This window comes from Paenibacillus medicaginis, from assembly GCF_042138635.1.
GTDB classification, from domain to species: domain Bacteria; phylum Bacillota; class Bacilli; order Paenibacillales; family Paenibacillaceae; genus Paenibacillus; species Paenibacillus medicaginis.
Map to the genome: position 1 here is coordinate 1 of NZ_JBHIRY010000086.1, position 617 is coordinate 617.

Sequence of the window (617 nt, forward strand, 5' to 3'; positions counted from 1 at the left end):
TATCTATGGTTGTACCGGACCGGGCGGGGCGTAGCGCCAGCGGTCCTGTACGAATACCAGCGGACCCGGGGAGGGGAACATCCCCGGAATTTCCTGGCCGGGTTTACAGGCTATTTGCAGGTGGATGGGTATGCGGGTTACCACAAAGTGGCCCGAGTAAAACTCGTCGGCTGCTGGGCGCATGCCCGCCGGAAATTCGACGAAGCCCTGAAGGCAGCGCCGCCGGAAACCCGCAAGCTGGACACGGTCGCGGGGCAAGGACTGGCGTATTGCAATCAATTGTACGCCATTGAACGCGAACTGGCGGATGGCTCCCCCGAGGAACGACAGGCCCAGCGGCAGGAGCGAAGCGTTCCGGTCGTGGAAGCGTATCAAGCGTGGCTCAAACAGCAGCGATCCCGAACCTTGCCCAAAAGTCTGACAGGACAAGCGATTGCCTACAGCCTGAACCAGTGGGAAAAGCTCACGGCGTTTTTGGCAGACGGTCGATTGGAGCTGGACAACAATCGCAGCGAACGCTCGATCAAGCCGTTTGTGATCGGGCGTAAAAATTGGCTGTTCGCGAATACGCCACGTGGTGCAACAGCCAGCGCAACGATTTACAGCGTGATTGAGAC

Annotated in this window: 1 protein-coding gene; it reads left to right on the plus strand. The window is 59.2% G+C overall.

What is annotated here, in order from left to right; translation table 11 throughout:
- Positions 1-617: IS66 family transposase (tnpC, locus tag ACE5LO_RS27755; RefSeq protein ID WP_375523138.1), on the plus strand; the 617-nt coding region annotated here is incomplete at both ends.